Source organism: Paenibacillus sp. sgz302191, assembly GCF_057749925.1.
In genome coordinates this window covers 1-14,903 of record NZ_JBYLHY010000023.1, presented here as the reverse complement: position 1 = coordinate 14,903, position 14,903 = coordinate 1, and the positions used below count along the sequence as shown (strand labels likewise).

The following is a 14,903-nucleotide window of genomic DNA, read 5'->3' as shown; positions in this document are numbered from 1 at the left end:
AGGAAAAACTCCATGGAAGTGGGCATGTAAAATGACACAGCTGATCCAGCCCCATCGTATAGAACGAACGGGTCCGGACCAGCTGTGTCCAAAGGTAGATTAAAAATCGGCAAAGAAACGAAATTCGCAGGCGTTAAGGTCTCATTTGACGTCAATGGTTACTTCGCGCGGTCTGTAGACCGCCGTAAGGCCGCCTTCCCGGTCCGCCGCAAACATGACCGCACGCTCGCTTTCCAGATCAAAAGCGTAGCTCCGGCCAGTCGCCGGATCTTTTACCTCAACATTCGCATCCGCGCCAAACTCCGATACGAAAATATACAGCGCACCGTCGTCAAAGCTCAGCTTGCGCCCGTAAATACCCGGCCACTCGCCGCCTTGCAGCCATTCCAGCTCCGCGTCCACGCCTGCCTCCCGGATGGCGTACGCGTACAGTGCTGTCAACGCTTCGCTCCGCTCGTTCAGCTCGATTGGCAGCGGACACCAGATCAGCTGTCCCCGGCCCAGCTCATAGCGGCCGGCCTTGGCGGTCTGCGAGCCTGCCGCCGCGGCGTGAATCTCTTTATTCGCTTGAGCGATGCGCGCCCCGCCGAAAGATACCGGATACAGCTTGCCTTCCAGCTCCATCAGCTCCTCGCGCAGCACGTTGCTCAGCACGGTATCGCCGACAACATCCGCAAGCCTTGCGCGAGGCGTCCAATATTCGTCCAGCCCGAGCGGCCCCGTAAACAGCAGTGTGCCGCCATGCGTACGAACATGATCCGTCAACCGCTGCAGCGCGGCATCGCTGAAATTGTGCGCGCTCGGCACGATGATCAGCTTCGGCCGGTCCTGCTCCAGCGAATCCAGATGGTACTCGCCAAGCGCACGGAACGGTACGTTCATTTCATAGGCAAGCGTTCGGGTCAGCTTGGCCGTCGCGTCAAAAGCGAGCTTTCTCGTCGAGAAATCATTGGAGTAAGGGAAGATGGCGACGATTTCCTCCAGCTTTCTGCCTGCGAACAAATCGCGGATTCCGCCCATGAACGCGCCGAAATCGTAGGAAACGTCCGCCTCCGGCTTCTCCGTCCCGTCCGCCCGCAAAGCGCCGATATGCGACTCATTGATGTTGTTCATATAAAAGTTGATGTTCCAGATCCACTGTACGGCTCCGGCTCCGCCCGTCGAGAACGCATAAGCGTACTTGCGCTCCAAAATGTTGCGCAGCTCAAGCTCCGACCTCTTCGCCCGGCCATCCGCCGTTTCCACGTACATGATGCCGGTTTCCTGCACCAGGTTCGGTTTATCCGGCGCTTTGGTAAAGATGCCGTCCCATACCAGCTGGTCCATCAGCCACCACGAATGCACAGTCGTATAGTCAACTTCCTCGGCGTAGAAAAAAGGAGACGGGCGCTGCGCGCCGAGACCCTCGTCCTGTCCGACCGTCGCCAACTGCCGCGGATTGATGCTGCGGATCGTCGCGATCAACTCACCGGCCCAGCGGTTGTGCATATCCATCGTGAAGAGCGTATAGTCCAGCCACGGCGAGCTTTTTTTCTCCAGTTGCTCCGTCGTATTCATGTTCATTTCGGACGCATCGGGCAGCCGTACGCTTGCAAAATCGGGCAGATCCGCCGGTATCATATTCCACCGTTCCTGCAGCTTGCGGATGCTGCCATGGCGCTCCTGCAGCCACTGCACAAAAGCCTCGTGCTCGAACTTGTCGTGAGCGGACTGAGGGCCGGCAAACGGCTTGTTCGGATTAAACATGGAAGGCTCGTTGATCAAGTCCCAATGAACGTTCGTAGTCTGCGCATGCCTGGAGACGACGGCCGCAATGAACCTTTTCTGCGCTTCGACGCTGCGCGGGTCGAGGTACGGATTTACGCCTTCCCACGCCTCCGGCGTGAATGCGAAGAAGTTGAACGTCACTTCGATATCGTGCCTTTTTGCGGTCAGAATGAAAGCGTCGATCGCCCGCAGCACTTCCTCGTAAGGATGGCCGTCGACGAACATCACCTGACGCCATGCGGACCAAATGCCTGTGCGGATCAGGTTGATGCCCGCCTTCGCCATTTGCGCGATGTCTCGGTCCCACACCGAAACGTTCGGCAGGAACAAAAACTTGCGCGCCACATCGCTGGTCATATAAGTCATGCCGACGACAGGCAGCGGACGCCCGTCCTTCACAAAATAGTCGCGGCCTGCCGACATCGGCTCTCCCTGGCGGAGAAGCTCCGCATCGTAGCCCCAGAAGCCTTGGCGGAACAAGCGGACCTCTCCCGTATTGGCGACGGCTTTGCACTCTGCCGTATAATAGCCCGCTTCCAGATCGACAGGCACTTGAAACCGCCGGTACGAAAGCTCGCGGGAAGCGTTCATTTGCACTTCGGCCGACCAGACCGGTTCGGTACCGTCCACTTTGCCGACCTTGATCGAGAACGTCCAGGAGGCATTGGCCGAAGCCGAAAGGGCTCCCGCCCGGTTCCCCAAAGTTTGCAGCTGCACGGTCAGCGCAGCCCGATCCCCCGGATCGTAGCAAGCATAGTTGGGCTTGAACCAAATTTCCGTAACGCCTCTTTGGACAAATGCGGCCAGATCGGCGATCAGCGAAGCACCGCCTTGCGACCAGAAGGCGCTATCCGTCAGCAGGTTCGCCAAAACCCAGCGCCCGCCGGCAAAAACGCCCTTCGTGTTTTCGATCAGAACGACTGGGGCGGCGACTTCGCGGCCTTCTGCCGAGATCCCTTTTAAAAGCGGAATCATATGCGCATCCATAGGTCCGCTGGAACCGATCTGGCCCGGATGATCGTCCGAACGCGTAACGTGCAAAGCAAGACCGACGGTCGGCTGCACCGCAATGAGCGATTCGCGGCCTGCCAGCAGCGGCAGCTCGTCGTGCGCCGCATACCGCGCAATTGGAGCAGGATCGACAGGCAGCGCTTCGTGAATATGCAGCTTCTGATGGTAAACCGTTTGCTCGGCTTCCTGCTGCCAGCCGTTTTCGCCGCGATAGACAGGCACCTTGAACGGCACGCTGCCTACATGGACGATCCCTTTGCCCCTGCCGGCTAAACTTTCAATCGCCGTCCACGCATCTTTCGGAAAATATTTGCCGTGCAGATGAACGAACCCTTCCGCCCCCTCCAAAGCTTGCGCCAGCTCAGCAGCGGCAACCAGGCGTCCCGCACCGGCAAGCTCCTCCAACTGCACGCGCTCCGGGCGGACTCCTTCATAAGGAAAGTCAGGATCGTAAAAAATAACCAATTGGCTCATAAGTTCATCCTCCATAGGTACGCCGCTCAAAGCGCGCCTCCGATGTTATTATTGTTAGCCTAACAAATAATCGTTATGTACATAATGTAATCACTTTTCGCAGGAAGGTCAATGATTTTTTGCCAAAACAACGTTCACTTCCGTTTTTTTGTTATTTTGTTATCATAACGGACAATCCACGTCTGTCTTTTTGCTGTAAATTCACCCGCAAACCTCGATCCGTTCCGTACCGGACTAGCTCAGCAGCTCCATGCACCATATGGTCGACCGACCGCCGTCATGCAGCGCAACACCGCGCGCCGGGAGCTGCGCGCAGCAGCATTAGCGTCCCATCGCGAGCGGCAGCGCCATAAGATATGAAAACAGATCAAGTAAACGTTGCTTTCATCCGCTAGCGGCAAAAATCGGGCAAAAAAACGCGTTTTTGCGGTTTTACTTTCTTCCGCCTCAGGCGTATCATTCAATTATCCGACTGCCGCAATGCGGCGGATCGGATCGTTTAATCCCGCAAGGGAACGGGGGAACCGACACATGCCAAAGGCGTGCTTGTATCCGTGAGAGGCAAGCGCCAGCCGGCGGCATACGGGGTGAATCCTGGCTAACCCCAGGTAGGGCAACTCTCACGGCCCGAATCCGGCAGCTAACCTCGTCAACGCAATGGAGAGAGGACGGATGCGCGATGTTTAGCAAACTTCATCAATTGGAACAAATGGTACCCGAGAAAAATAAAGATATTGCGCTGTACGCCAAACACGTCATTGAAGCGCTGGATCAATTCGAAGACCACCACCGCAAGCTCGTCGCCGCACAAGCCATTGCCGGCATCAAGCAAAACGGCGAAGTTGAATCGGCCTTTTACGAGACGATCCGGAACATGAAAGACCATCTGCTCGCAACACTGGAATGGACAATCGAAGATCTCCAGCACAAAGGCGACAAAAACTATAAAAAGCACTTTGTCGACGGTGTGGAGTAAGTTGAAAAGAGCGCAAAAACCTCCAGTCCCGCTTAACCGGCGAGGCTGGAGGTTTGTTTGCGGTATGGTGCGGCGCGGCATGGCGTGGCAGTTGACAAACCGCGGAAGTTCAGACCGCCCGCTAGAGCTGGCGGGTCATTGGCAACGAGCTGAAAGCCTGCAAAAGTACAGGCTTTTTCGCTTAAAACGACCCGTTCGGAGGAAAAACCTGCAATTGTGCAGGAATTCCCGCTCCTAACAGGGCCGAGCCCCGGTTTTAGCGAAAAAACCTGCAGATTTGCAGGAATTTTCCCCCTGCACGGGCAGCGTGGAGCAAAAAGATGTATTTTTGCCGGCTTTGCGATGCCAATTGGGTTGGGACGCTGTTTTGAATGGTGGTGTGTAGAACGTGCAGAACATATCGTTGGAACTTTGGCGCCCCTGTCACCCTTAGGACTCGCGAACGGCCAGTACGCGAACCCGTACATAGTCCGCGCTCCAGGCGCCGTTCGCGTAGAGCCGCGGACGCAGCCGCTCCTCGGCGCGGCGCAGAGCCGTTTCTTTGACGTCGTCCGCGAGGCCGTCAAAGAAGAAGTCGGCGAAGGTGTCGATCCAAAGCCGCATGCCTTGCTCCCCGCCCGAAAGCGCCGTCGGGCGGGCAAAATGCTCGGCGCAAGCAACGCGGAAGCCGTGCGCCTCCAGCAGCGTGGTATATTCCCCGATACTCGGGAAATACCACGGATTCCGCGCCTGGGCATCGATGCCCAGGCCTTGCAGTGCCTCCGCGATCGCCTCTGTGATCGCGGCGATATTGCCCTTGCCGCCAAATTCGGCGGCAAAGCGCCCGCCCGTCCGCAGCGCGAGCCGGACGGTTTCCACCGCCGCTTCCGGCGGCTTGATCCAATGCAGCGCAGCATTGGAGAAGACGCCGTCGAAGCGGCGCGGGCTGCGGTAGGCGGTCGCGTCCGCCACCGTGAATTCCAGGCCCGGGTATTTGGCCCGGGCCTGCGCGATCATCGACTCGGAGAAGTCGATGCCCGCGGGTTCTGCGCCGAGCCGCGCCAGCTCGGCGGCAAGGTCTCCCGTGCCGCATCCGAGGTCGAGGATGCGTTCTCCGCGCTGCGGCGCCAGCAGCGCCAGCGCGGTTTGGCCGTAGCCGGAGACAAAGCTCATGTTGGCATCATACTGCGCGGCATTCCAATTTTTCGCGGCTTGTTCTTCTGTCATGGAATCATCCCTGCTTTCTTGTGCATACTAGGCTGGCTAACGTTAGTTGGTTTTATTATACTCGCCACACTTATAATTACTAATATATAATAACTCTTATTTTCATAGATAAAACCTATAAGTGTTCGAGAAGTCTATCCGACGAACTCGGTAGAAGGTATGTGCAAGCGAGTTGGCGGTTTCTACCCAGCGCTAGCGGCATATATGCAGTTTTGTTCATTAAGTCCGCACAAAAGCAACTCCGCCCGACAGACTCCTGGTTGAACGCTACGAAAATAACGTTCATTCAGGACGACCAGTTAGTCTGTACTATGATCCGTAAGTTCCCGGCACTGACGAACTGGTCTAGGAGCTGGTCTAGCGTTATTAGCATTTCCCAGTTGAACGTTCGCAAAAAACGGTCATTCAGGGCGAGCGTTATTCGCCTTTATTTCTTCGCGGCTGCGTTGTAACGAACCTGAGCGTCGTTGTTAAGCTCCTCCATCGTTCATTCGGGTGGTTTTCCCACGAAATAAGGCTGCCTCGGTGCGTTACATGCTGAAAAGCCTTCTGGGAGCACGTTTAAGACTTGTATGGTTCGTTACAATTTGTTTGGCCGCGAACTTGCGTTATTGTAACCCACTACTGCTTCAGCCGCAAGCAGGCCCGATCAAGACGGGAACTGCCTCTAGCCTCTACGCTTCACAAATAAGACAGGACGATCGAAATCGCCACACCCCCGAGGGAGATCCAAAATAAATAAGAGCGGGCCAGTCTACGCAGGCTTTTGTCCTGCCGGTCGATGACCGTTTTTTTGCGCGAGCCGCTTTCGCCGGTTTCTCCCTCCGTCTCGTCCGAAATCTGGGTGCGCCAATTGATAAATTGGAAGCCGATCCCGCTGACTACCACGGAAATCATCAACAAAATCAACGAACCCATAAAAAGTTTATCCGAAATAGACTGCATCCTCTTGCCTCCTGTCCCGTTTCTCCCAAACGACCGCCCTGCCCTGAAATGATTTCATCACCCGGACGAGCCGCGCCATCGGTACGGGAGTCTTGGTGTTACTATTATACTTCAAATGGGATAAACCTCTATCGGTGTTTTTCGAAAATGTGAGGGCCGCGTTTAGAGGCAGGTTTAATCGGTTAAAAAAAAGCCTCAACCGCAAAAACGGTCAAGGCTCCATGCAAGCGATACTTTCGTTGTCAAAGCGAAAACGTATTACAGCGTTTTATCCCCTGGCTTCCAGTTTGCCGGGCACAAGCCCCCTGCCTGCAAAGCTTGAAGCACGCGCAGCGTTTCTTCCACGCTGCGGCCGACGTTCATGTCCGTCACTACCTGGTAGCGGAGAATGCCTTCCGGATCGATAATGAACAGTCCGCGGTGCGCCGCGCCCGTAGCCTCGTCAAGCACTCCGTAAGCTTTTGCCGTCTCTTTGGAAAAGTCGCTGACCAGCGGGAAGCTCACCGGACCGATGCCATTTTGCTCGCGCGGCGTTTGCGTCCACGCTCTGTGCGTATAGACGCTGTCGACGGACGCGCCTACGATCTCGCAATCAAAATCGAGGAATTGCGCGTAGCTGTCGCTGAATGCCGTAATTTCCGTTGGACATACGTAAGTAAAGTCGAACGGCCAGAAGAAGAAGACCAGCCACTTTCCTCTGTAATCCTCAAGCGAAATGGATTCCTCCAAAGTTTCCATATTTTTCGTCGACAGCAGGTTGAAGGACGGGGCGGGCAGACCGATTTTGGCGGTTTCACTGGCTTGTACAATAGTTTGTGTCATGTTGTTTGCTCCTCTCGAATTGGATTGTTTTATGCGGTGACTTCAGCTAACGCTTTTTTCAGCCGGGTGACGTTCATGCCCAAAATTTTGTGCTCTCCGATCACCGTAACCGGCAAGGACATCATGCCCATGTCGTGCAGCTCTTGGCCGTATTGATCGTTAAGATCGATATTTCTTTCTTCGTAAGCGACATTTTGCTCGGTTAAATATTTTTTAAGCTGTTGGCAATAAGGGCAGTTGGTGCTGGAATAGACGATAACGTTGGACATTGGTATCCATCTCCTTGTCAGTAGGTTATTTATATTGCGGGATCAATTGAGCCCGTTTGTTAATGAATTTATCGACCGAAATCGCGGCAATCGCTCCGTCCGCAGCGGCAACGACCGCTTGTTTCACGGGTGAGCGTCTTACTTCTCCGGCCCCGAACACACCGGCTACGGAAGACTGCATGAAGCTGTCGACGATCATGAAGCCTTCCTCATCCAGCGGAACCTGCTCCTGCAAAAAGTCGGTGCCGGGCTTGCTGCCCGATAGGAAAACAAACACGCCGTCAACCGGCAAAACTTCTTCCTGGCCTGCGGCCGAGCGGATTTTGAGGCCCGTTACCTGATTGTCGCCGATGACTTCCAAAGCTCTCGTTTTAAAAAGAAGCTCGGTACCCGGCAGCTCAGGCAGATGATCGACACCTTGCAGTTCAGGCCGCGGGATGACAAAAAAGATTTTCTCGGCAAATTTGGTCAGCGCATGCGCCTCTTCCAACGCTTCCTCCGAGTCGCCGATGACAGCGACCGTCTTGCCCGTGAAAAAAGCGCCGTCGCACGTAGCGCATGTGCTTACGCCGCGGCCGAGCAAATCTTCCTCGCCGGGAAGCATCCGGTTGCGCCCCTTCGAGCCGGTAGCTACGATCACCGACTTTCCTTCGAACGTCCCGTCTGCGGTAAACACATACTTCGTTTCACCTTCCACATCGACGGCGGTAATCGTCGTCTGCACGAACTCCGCGCCGAAGCCTTTGGCCTGATCGCGCATCGTATCGAGCAGTTGTTTTCCCGTCATTTCCCCAGGCGCACCCGGGTAATTCGCAATTTTATGCGTGATGGCAAGCGCCCCCGTATTCGGAGCTTTGTCGATGACGAGCGTCTTCAGGTTCCCCCTTGCCGTATAAATGGCCGCCGAAGCCCCTGCCGGACCCGCCCCGATAATAATGACATCGTACATAACGTCACTCCCTTTCTCCAAAATCCATCGCCTTTTTGTTTCATTCATTTCAACTGATAACTCATATCACTTAATAATGATTATAAATAAAAATAAATTAAAGTCAATACTAATTTAGAATTATTATAATTTATTCTAACGACACAAATGTTCCTACATAACTGTAGGTTGAAGTACAACGACAAGAAAATCTCCTCATTAACGACATGAAAACCACTCGAATATGCACAGTAACTCAACTCAGTAATTCAACGATCTACTTAATTTTCCACCCCAATTGACACAACGCCCCCTACATTTTGCACATAATTCAAAGACGATCTATCTAATCAATCATATATATCTCCAAATAAACAAATCTATCTTTATTTCGAATTCCCTATCCCAATTTGTCCAAATTGTTCTGACACTACTATTTTCAGTTATAAAACTATAACCACAATAGCATCGATAATGATCGCCATACCTAAAATAGTACATCTGTGTCTTGTTACACCTTATACATGTGTCCCTTAAACTTATCCCGTGGAAAGGGCATTTATTCAAAACCCTTAGTTGATGAAAAATACTATGAAAGTGATATTTCAAGCATTCCTCACAATATTTAAAGTATTTACTAAAGTGATCATAGGGTTTTCTGCCTAAATACGATGAGTTACAAACCTTTTTTATAAACTCTCTTTGTTTTTTAAGATCGTAATTTGTATAGCACATTTATCTTAGATGACACTATGGTTATATCAGTATCCGTTTTGCAGTCCTATGTTTAGTCTACGGTGATGTCATCACCGTATAGATATCTTTTTATGAAACATTTCATCTAATAACATTATTTCTGCTTTTTGGCTGACGGCATGGTTCCCAAGCTTTACATCAATAATAAAGTCATTGCTCAGCATCTGGTGGTAACGGGAAATAATATCGTTTTCGGGCAATTCCCCCAATGCCTTCGTTTCGGGTGGGATTACCGGAATACCGGCTTGCTCTACCCGGTTAATGTTTTGTTTAATATCTGCGGCGATCTTGCTTAGAGTGCTTACACTCCTTGCTGATTCTAAATCCACCATTCCGTCATTCGTATAGAAATGCTTGTTGACGATAGCCAATGCAGTATGTGAAATATGGAATGCCTGAATGTCTTTTTGAATTTCATAATGTAAATCCACCGATTCAAATATTTTGGCAAGCTCTTTCACTCTTTCGGTAGTCAGTCCATTTATTTCACCAAAAATGGTCCCTTGATGTTTTTCGGAGCCGAATTGGGCATATAGAACATCCTCTTTGATGTCTCCACCCGCACCCGGGAATCCTGGGAGTAACCGGTCGCCCACGATTTCAAGCCAGCTGTCATATCCAATGGTGTTGGTCAAGGTGACAATGGATTTGCTCTGATTATTCTTGATCACAGTTAGGGCATATTCGGCCTGATCATATCGTACTGGAACAAAAATAAAATCATAAATGTCGTCGTTATCAAGCTTTTCTATCGTTTTGATCGATATTTGCTTCATTGTTCCATTATCGTTGTATCGCAGTCCGTTCCTTTTCAGTGCATCCAGTCTCTTTCCTCGTGCCAGCATTGTTACGTCCAGTCCGTACTGTGCAAATCGGAGAGCATATACACTACCAATCACACCAGCACCAAATATTAAAAGTCTATTTTGTTTTGTGTTCATTATGTTCCTTCCTTTCGGAAAAATCGTCACAAATTGTTTAAGCAACATCTGTCTGGTACAATAATATTACTGAATTTGTATGAATACAACAGGCAGATTCAGTGGAAAGTTGCATAGACAACACAATGTGAAATTTGATGTTTTAGAAGGGGATATGGATATGGTAAATCTGCAAGATCCAAGGGTTTTGCGCACACGACAGTTAATAAGGGAAGCATTCAGAGATTTGTTGCGGAGTAAAGAATTTGATGCAATAGCCATAAAGGATATCGCACAGAAAGCCACCATTAACCGCGCCACCTTTTATGCCCATTATGAAGATAAATATGCTTTGCTTGAAGAAATCACAGAACAGGTTTTTCGTGAGATGATTCCCGAGCAAGTGATGAATGCACCGGAGTTTACAGTTGAAATATGTGACCATTTGATCTTGCTGACACACCACTACATTGTAGATTTTTACCAGATATGCAGAATGGATTCCAAATCGATTGCTGCGCTTGTGGATGAAAAGGTAAAGAAGATGTTGCAGCAAATAATAGAAAGCATTTTTTCGAAAGGGCAATATACAGACCACCACCGTACAAAGATCATTTCGGCTATGACAGGCTCAGCGATCTATGGCGCTGCGCATTATTGGTTAACTGTTGGGGAAAATAATCGAACCGATTTACTTATAGATATTGTTCGTCCTTATGTAATGAATGGTCTGGGGCTGTATAGCAGTTGCGATGAATATATAAACGATTCGCCGACTGCGCCTTTAGGTTAACGCTTACGTTAGCCTAATATTTTATTTATCAGTCGAACACTTTAGTTATACGAACTCGCCGGCCAGATCCTAGAGCTGCACGAAGCCGTGTCGCAGGCTCGCCAGTCTACAACTTAATTTTCTGAGTTTATCAAGAGCTAAATATAAAAAAGTCAGATAAAATAAAGAGTTCTACATATTGTACATGACTAATATGTGGAACCCTTTATGTTTAACTATCGTACCCGTTAGTTCAAAAAACGTCTCTAGAAATACAAGTCGATACAGCTCATTGATAACAAAATAAATTAGGTATTGACTGACTAGTCACTTTTTAATAAAATACCAATAAAAGGAGGTTAAGCATGGCCAGACCAAAAAGCGAAGACAGACAAAACGCTATTATGTCGGCAGCGATTCGCGTTATTGCCTCCAAAGGATTGGGCGCAGCAACGGCAACAATCGCGAAAGAGGCTGGCGTCTCTAACGGCTCACTTTTCACCTACTACGAAACGAAGACCCATTTGTTGAACCATCTCTACTTAGAACTAAAGGCTGAGATGGCTGAAGTTTCCTTAGGCGAACTTCCGATGGAGAGCGATGTCCGCATGCAGGCGCTTCATATGTGGTCCCATTGGCTACACTGGGCAACGTCCTATCCAGAAAAGCGCCGGACACTCGAGCTTCTGAGCATATCAGACGAAATCACAAAAGAGAGCCACCAGACTGCGAGTCTGGCGCTCACCGGAATGAGAGAGCTTCTGAAACGGAGCAGTGAAAATGGGCCCATGCGCGAAGCACCGATAGGATTCATAGCTGCCCTCATGACCGGGTTAGCGGAAGCGACAATCAACTACATGCTTATTGACCCGGCCAACGCAGACAAACATTGTATGGCTGGATTCGAAGCCTTTTGGCGAATACTTACTTAAATTTTTTTAACCACATAATGACTGACTAGTCATACATTTAAGGAGGAATTGAAATGAAAAAGGAAACCATTATGAAAAGAACTGCCCGCACCACACAAGCATGGGTCATCACCGGCCCTACGTCCGGCATTGGCCGTCGCACCGCGCTCGAGCTCGCCAAACACGGCACCGTTGTGTTAGTCGGGCGTGACCCTAATAAGCTCAGCGAAGTCAAAGCTGAGATCAACGCCTTGCCCGGCGGTCACGCTTTGTCAGTCGTCTGCGACTTCGCCGACATCAAAAGTGTTCACCGAGCTGCTGCTGAGATCGTCGCGCTCAAGCTTCCGATCGCCGGTCTAGCGAACAATGCGGGTATTATGCCGATGAGGGGCGGCCGGAGTGCGCAGGGTTGGGACCTCGCTTTCGCGACAAATCACCTTGGACCGTTCGTATTCACGGAGGCGCTAATCCCACATCTGCCAGACGGTGCAAATGTCGTGTTCACCTGTTCGGGCGTTGAGGATCCTCAGCGAAAGCCCGCTGTTGTTGCTGGCTTCCGCGGTGGGCGTTACATCTCCGCCGAGTCAAGCGCACGAGGCGAATGGGAACCCGGCGGTTCTTCGAAGCTGGGATATGACGCCTATGCAACCTCAAAGCAGTGCAATCTTGCGACGGTTTTCGCATTCACGCGTGAGATACCGCGTCTGCGATTCAACGCCGTCGAGCCGGGTTTCAACCCCGGCACCGGTCTTGGCCGCGACGCGAATGCCGTTCTTCAGTTTATCGCGAAGTATGTGATGTCTCCACTAGCCCCTTTAATCAAGTACTGGAGCACCCCGAAGCGAGCCGCTCGCGTTATTACCAAGGTTCTAACCGACACGTCCGATGCGACCGGAGTGTACTACGACGAGAATGGAAAGCCTATGCTTGCCTCGGCACAGGCACGTGACGTGCAGTTCAGCGAACGAGTCGTAGACGAGACTCGAAAGCTGCTTGCCACAGTCCGCATGGGTTAAAATATTCGCATGTTAGTTGAGAAAAGGCCGCCGACTGGATCGGCGGCCTTTATTGAGCTATTGTACCCGTTAGTCATAATGAACGAGGCGGCCCCTCATTCGCCTAACGTAGGTTGCTTTTGGTTAGAATGTGTAGTGGATTCTACTTAAAACCAAATGCAGAGCTACATTCGAAAGGAGCCGCTATTATGAAGGATTACACAAAATATGTTGGTTTAGACGTATCAAAAGATTCAATTTCTGTTGCTGTCGCAGATACTGGACGTGGTGAACCACGTTTTCTCGGAAACATCCCACACACTCCTGAAGCTATCCGCAAGCTCATGAAAAAAATAGGCTCTCCTGAACATTTGTATGTTTGCTACGAAGCAGGACCAACTGGGTATGGCCTTTTCAGATTTCTGCTTTCTCTCGGTATTGACTGTATAGTTGTTGCACCAACCCTTATTCCACGACGCGCGGGAGATCAACAAAACGGACCGAAGAGATGCATTAAGGCTCGCACAGCTTCTTCGAGCTGGCGAACTTACACCTGTTTGGACTCCCGACGAAGACCATGAGGCTTTGAGAGACTTGGTTCGCGCTCGTCATGACGCTAAGGAAGATTTACACCGAGCTCGACTTCGCCTTGTCCAATTTTTGCTTCGCCATGATCTACGCCCGGTAAAAGGAACACGGAATTGGTCTGTTAAGCACAGAGAGTGGCTGGACAGTCTTCGTTTTGAAAAATCATCATTACGAATCGTATTTCAAGAGTATCTTCATGCCATTGATGAAGCGATGGACCGAGTGAAGCGCATCGAATCTGAAATTCATGAACAAGCAACGAGTAGTGTTCATGCGCCTGTTATCCAAGCTCTTCAAACCATGCGTGGAGTAGCAGAAGTGACCGCGACCACGTTAGTAGCGGAAATCGGACAATTCTCTCGTTTTTCAAGTCCCAGGCAATTAATGTCGTACGCCGGACTTGTTCCTAAAGAATATTCAAGTGGAGCAAGTCGTTGGCAAGGATCTATCACCAAAGTTGGGAATGCTCACATTCGTCATGTCATCGTAGAATCCGCTTGGGCCTATCGTCACTCCCCTTCTTTAAAAGGACAACTCCGTGCTCGTCAGGAAGGACTAGACTCTGAGGCCAAGCGTATTGCCTGGAAAGCTCAACACCGGTTGCATCAGAAATATCATCTGATTACGTCTCGAGGGAATGCTGGAAAAAAAGCTGCCGTGGCTGTTGCCAGGGAACTCATTGGGTTCATTTGGGCTATTGGCTGTGAGATCGAAAAGAAACAGTCTGAAGCTTTGCTTGCATAGTTGTTATTCAAAAGAACTTTTTGGTATTGAAAAGGAGAATTTGAAACTTTGGCTCGGAGGCAAAACCCCGGTAAGGAGAACCCTCATGTTGAACTATGCACTAGGCACTGATTGATAGCCGAACGTGCGCCGTTAGTCAGAGGCAGCTCCGCGACGGATGGATTGAAATGCGGTACCCAACCCGCGCATATCAGACTGTTAACCACCGTCAACGTCTTTGCCTTCGTGCCAAGGTTTTAAAAGCTTTTTAAACCTTAACACACCTTGTTAAAAATGGATTTTCCCGAGTTAAAAATAAAATGACACTGATTTATTAAAAGAGGTATTGACCGCCTCGTTCATATCAGTCAGTTCAATCTCTTAATTTTAGAAGTGCCTCATCTTGCAATCTTGTTATAATTTCATTAACAGTTTCTTCAGGGGTCAATTCAGATGAGTCCAACCACATTCCGATTCGAGGTGTTTCATTTCGCAACAGACTATCCAATCCTTCAACGGTCGAACATCCCATCCTTTCGCACCTTTAGAATTCGAAGTTCAAGCTGTGATTTTTCATATAAAGTGATAATTATTAACAAAGAACCCCACATTTCTGGAGGCCACTGAAAAAGTCACGTTTTTTCCGTGAAGAGTCGATTATTGGGTTTGATGTTAAAGAAAAACAACAAAAAAACCGTTTAAAGCCATCTCACAGGATGGCGTACAATAGTTTGTGTACCAAGATCTGGAGTCTTCCAGACAGCAAAAAAGTAGGGTATTCTCGGGATGGCTAAAGTCACCAAGAAAGGAACCCTACTCATGGCAACTATAACAGAAAAC

Annotated in this window: 13 protein-coding genes and 1 riboswitch; of the genes, 6 read left to right on the top strand and 7 right to left on the bottom strand. The window is 50.3% G+C overall.

Going from position 1 to position 14,903, the window contains the following annotated elements:
- Positions 1–141: 141 nt before the first annotated feature.
- Complete coding sequence (locus AC3G2T_RS26560) at positions 142–3,252, bottom strand: beta-galactosidase (protein WP_488437476.1); 3,111 nt, start codon at positions 3,250–3,252, stop codon at positions 142–144.
- Positions 3,253–3,738: 486 nt separating this feature from the next.
- Positions 3,739–3,922, top strand: a riboswitch (cyclic di-AMP (ydaO/yuaA leader).
- A gap of 9 nt (positions 3,923–3,931) precedes the next feature.
- Here AC3G2T_RS26560 and AC3G2T_RS26555 point away from each other — a divergent pair.
- Positions 3,932–4,228 (top strand): hypothetical protein, encoded by a 297-nt coding sequence (locus AC3G2T_RS26555; RefSeq protein WP_474683553.1) that lies wholly within the window; start codon positions 3,932–3,934, stop codon positions 4,226–4,228.
- Between the two features lie 429 nt (positions 4,229–4,657).
- On the opposite strand, the gene AC3G2T_RS26550 is transcribed toward AC3G2T_RS26555, so the two are convergent.
- The 6 genes from AC3G2T_RS26550 to AC3G2T_RS26525 form a co-directional block, all read right to left on the bottom strand.
- Positions 4,658–5,434, bottom strand: a complete 777-nt coding sequence (locus AC3G2T_RS26550; protein WP_488437475.1) for a class I SAM-dependent methyltransferase — start codon at positions 5,432–5,434, stop codon at positions 4,658–4,660.
- A 681-nt stretch (positions 5,435–6,115) separates the two neighbouring features.
- Positions 6,116–6,379, bottom strand: a complete 264-nt coding sequence (locus AC3G2T_RS26545) for a hypothetical protein (RefSeq protein ID WP_474683551.1) — start codon at positions 6,377–6,379, stop codon at positions 6,116–6,118.
- A gap of 258 nt (positions 6,380–6,637) precedes the next feature.
- A complete protein-coding gene (locus AC3G2T_RS26540; protein WP_474683550.1) occupies positions 6,638–7,201 on the bottom strand; it encodes a peroxiredoxin in 564 nt (187 codons plus the stop codon).
- Positions 7,202–7,230: 29 nt separating this feature from the next.
- On the bottom strand, positions 7,231–7,470 hold the full coding sequence (locus tag AC3G2T_RS26535) for a glutaredoxin family protein (protein WP_474683549.1): 240 nt from the start codon (positions 7,468–7,470) through the stop codon (positions 7,231–7,233).
- 25 nt (positions 7,471–7,495) lie between these two features.
- Positions 7,496–8,467, bottom strand: coding sequence for an NAD(P)/FAD-dependent oxidoreductase (locus AC3G2T_RS26530; RefSeq protein WP_488437474.1), 972 nt, complete (start codon positions 8,465–8,467; stop codon positions 7,496–7,498).
- 737 nt (positions 8,468–9,204) lie between these two features.
- On the bottom strand, positions 9,205–10,095 hold the full coding sequence (locus AC3G2T_RS26525) for a ketopantoate reductase family protein (protein WP_488437473.1): 891 nt from the start codon (positions 10,093–10,095) through the stop codon (positions 9,205–9,207).
- A gap of 160 nt (positions 10,096–10,255) precedes the next feature.
- Between AC3G2T_RS26525 and AC3G2T_RS26520 the strand changes: the two genes are divergently transcribed.
- The 5 genes from AC3G2T_RS26520 (at position 10,256) to AC3G2T_RS26500 (ending at position 14,084) form a co-directional block, all read left to right on the top strand.
- Positions 10,256–10,867 carry a TetR/AcrR family transcriptional regulator gene (locus AC3G2T_RS26520; protein WP_488437472.1) on the top strand — a complete coding sequence of 204 codons (612 nt, stop codon included), beginning with the start codon at positions 10,256–10,258 and terminating at the stop codon, positions 10,865–10,867.
- Positions 10,868–11,211: 344 nt separating this feature from the next.
- Entirely contained in the window at positions 11,212–11,778 is a 567-nt protein-coding gene (locus AC3G2T_RS26515; RefSeq protein WP_474683545.1) for a TetR/AcrR family transcriptional regulator, read from the top strand.
- A 53-nt stretch (positions 11,779–11,831) separates the two neighbouring features.
- Entirely contained in the window at positions 11,832–12,773 is a 942-nt protein-coding gene (locus AC3G2T_RS26510; protein ID WP_474683544.1) for an SDR family NAD(P)-dependent oxidoreductase, read from the top strand.
- Positions 12,774–12,961: 188 nt separating this feature from the next.
- Positions 12,962–13,333 carry a hypothetical protein gene (locus AC3G2T_RS26505; RefSeq protein WP_488437547.1) on the top strand — a complete coding sequence of 124 codons (372 nt, stop codon included), beginning with the start codon at positions 12,962–12,964 and terminating at the stop codon, positions 13,331–13,333.
- The gene (locus AC3G2T_RS26500; RefSeq protein ID WP_488437542.1) at positions 13,239–14,084 is read left to right on the top strand and encodes an IS110 family RNA-guided transposase; all 846 of its coding nucleotides are present in this window, start codon (positions 13,239–13,241) and stop codon (positions 14,082–14,084) included. Before AC3G2T_RS26505 ends, AC3G2T_RS26500 begins: the two co-directional genes overlap by 95 nt.
- Positions 14,085–14,903: the final 819 nt, after the last annotated feature.

What these genes read in the sequence shown, in the direction of transcription:
- AC3G2T_RS26545 (WP_474683551.1), bottom strand. Translation starts at nt 6,379, where the DNA reads ATGCAGTCTATTTCGGATAAACTTTTTATGGGTTCGTTGATTTTGTTG.
- AC3G2T_RS26530 (WP_488437474.1), bottom strand. Translation starts at nt 8,467, where the DNA reads ATGAATGAAACAAAAAGGCGATGGATTTTGGAGAAAGGGAGTGACGTT.
- AC3G2T_RS26520 (WP_488437472.1), top strand. Translation starts at nt 10,256, where the DNA reads ATGGTAAATCTGCAAGATCCAAGGGTTTTGCGCACACGACAGTTAATA.
- AC3G2T_RS26525 (WP_488437473.1), bottom strand. Translation starts at nt 10,095, where the DNA reads ATGAACACAAAACAAAATAGACTTTTAATATTTGGTGCTGGTGTGATT.
- AC3G2T_RS26505 (WP_488437547.1), top strand. Translation starts at nt 12,962, where the DNA reads ATGAAGGATTACACAAAATATGTTGGTTTAGACGTATCAAAAGATTCA.
- AC3G2T_RS26540 (WP_474683550.1), bottom strand. Translation starts at nt 7,201, where the DNA reads ATGACACAAACTATTGTACAAGCCAGTGAAACCGCCAAAATCGGTCTG.
- AC3G2T_RS26560 (WP_488437476.1), bottom strand. Translation starts at nt 3,252, where the DNA reads ATGAGCCAATTGGTTATTTTTTACGATCCTGACTTTCCTTATGAAGGA.
- AC3G2T_RS26515 (WP_474683545.1), top strand. Translation starts at nt 11,212, where the DNA reads ATGGCCAGACCAAAAAGCGAAGACAGACAAAACGCTATTATGTCGGCA.
- AC3G2T_RS26550 (WP_488437475.1), bottom strand. Translation starts at nt 5,434, where the DNA reads ATGACAGAAGAACAAGCCGCGAAAAATTGGAATGCCGCGCAGTATGAT.
- AC3G2T_RS26555 (WP_474683553.1), top strand. Translation starts at nt 3,932, where the DNA reads ATGTTTAGCAAACTTCATCAATTGGAACAAATGGTACCCGAGAAAAAT.
- AC3G2T_RS26510 (WP_474683544.1), top strand. Translation starts at nt 11,832, where the DNA reads ATGAAAAAGGAAACCATTATGAAAAGAACTGCCCGCACCACACAAGCA.
- AC3G2T_RS26535 (WP_474683549.1), bottom strand. Translation starts at nt 7,470, where the DNA reads ATGTCCAACGTTATCGTCTATTCCAGCACCAACTGCCCTTATTGCCAA.